Source organism: Aeromonas sp. 1HA1 (assembly GCF_029237385.1).
In the GTDB taxonomy this organism is placed as follows: Bacteria; Pseudomonadota; Gammaproteobacteria; order Enterobacterales; family Aeromonadaceae; genus Aeromonas; species Aeromonas popoffii.
This window is the reverse complement of sequence record NZ_JAACGC010000210.1, coordinates 1-711: the sequence shown is the minus strand read 5'-3', so window position 1 is coordinate 711 and position 711 is coordinate 1. Positions and strand designations below refer to the sequence as shown.

The 711-nt window shown below is 47.8% G+C and carries 1 protein-coding gene; it reads right to left on the bottom strand.

Going from position 1 to position 711, the window contains the following annotated elements; genetic code table 11:
- Positions 1-139 precede the first annotated feature (139 nt).
- Positions 140-559: a hypothetical protein gene (locus tag GWQ22_RS21710; RefSeq protein WP_275931654.1), complete on the bottom strand. Its 420-nt coding sequence runs from the start codon at positions 557-559 to the stop codon at positions 140-142.
- Positions 560-711 lie beyond the last annotated feature (152 nt).

Genomic DNA, 711 nt, shown 5'->3' with positions numbered 1-711 from the left:
TTGGCGAGGCCGATACCCTGGAAAAGCTCGAAGCCCTGCTGCCATGGAACGTCCCGCTGGAGCCGATTGCAAAAAAAGTGGCGCAATACGGTAAAGGCAAGTAGGTCGATTTAACGGCGCTTACAATAAACATCACATATTATTGGGCGGTGGTCAGGTACCACACCAAATAGCTGGAAACAATCCCAGTAAAAAGACCAACTGTAATGCCCTCAAATAATCCCCGCCCGCGACCTTTTGCTGATGCCCGAGATAACATACGGGCAAAAGCCTCTTCAGGTACTTTGATAAGTTCTTCTGCGACAACTCGGTCCTCACGCAATTGGCTAACTTCCAATTCTAGATCTGCCGCCTCTTGTTTAGAGGTAAGTGCACTTCTTTGTAACTCTGAAACAGCCAGCAAAACCTCGCCAAGGTCTTCTTGAATCTTGGTAAGTTTCTGCAAACGCTCATCGACTGTCGGCTCAGGCTTGAGGAGCTTAGATAAGCCCTCTAATCCATACATGCGCAAAAAATGCTCGGCAATACGAGTGGCAATGATTTCAATAGGTAGCGACATAACACCCCCTCATTCCTAAAGTTTTAAGTAAGCGCCCCTGAATCAGCACCTGTTTTTACTGAGATCACCTCGGCACACTGAAACCCATCGTATCTACGTTGGGATTTCCGCTATGACCACTCAAGAACGCGTTGATTTTTGGCAGCGCCAGA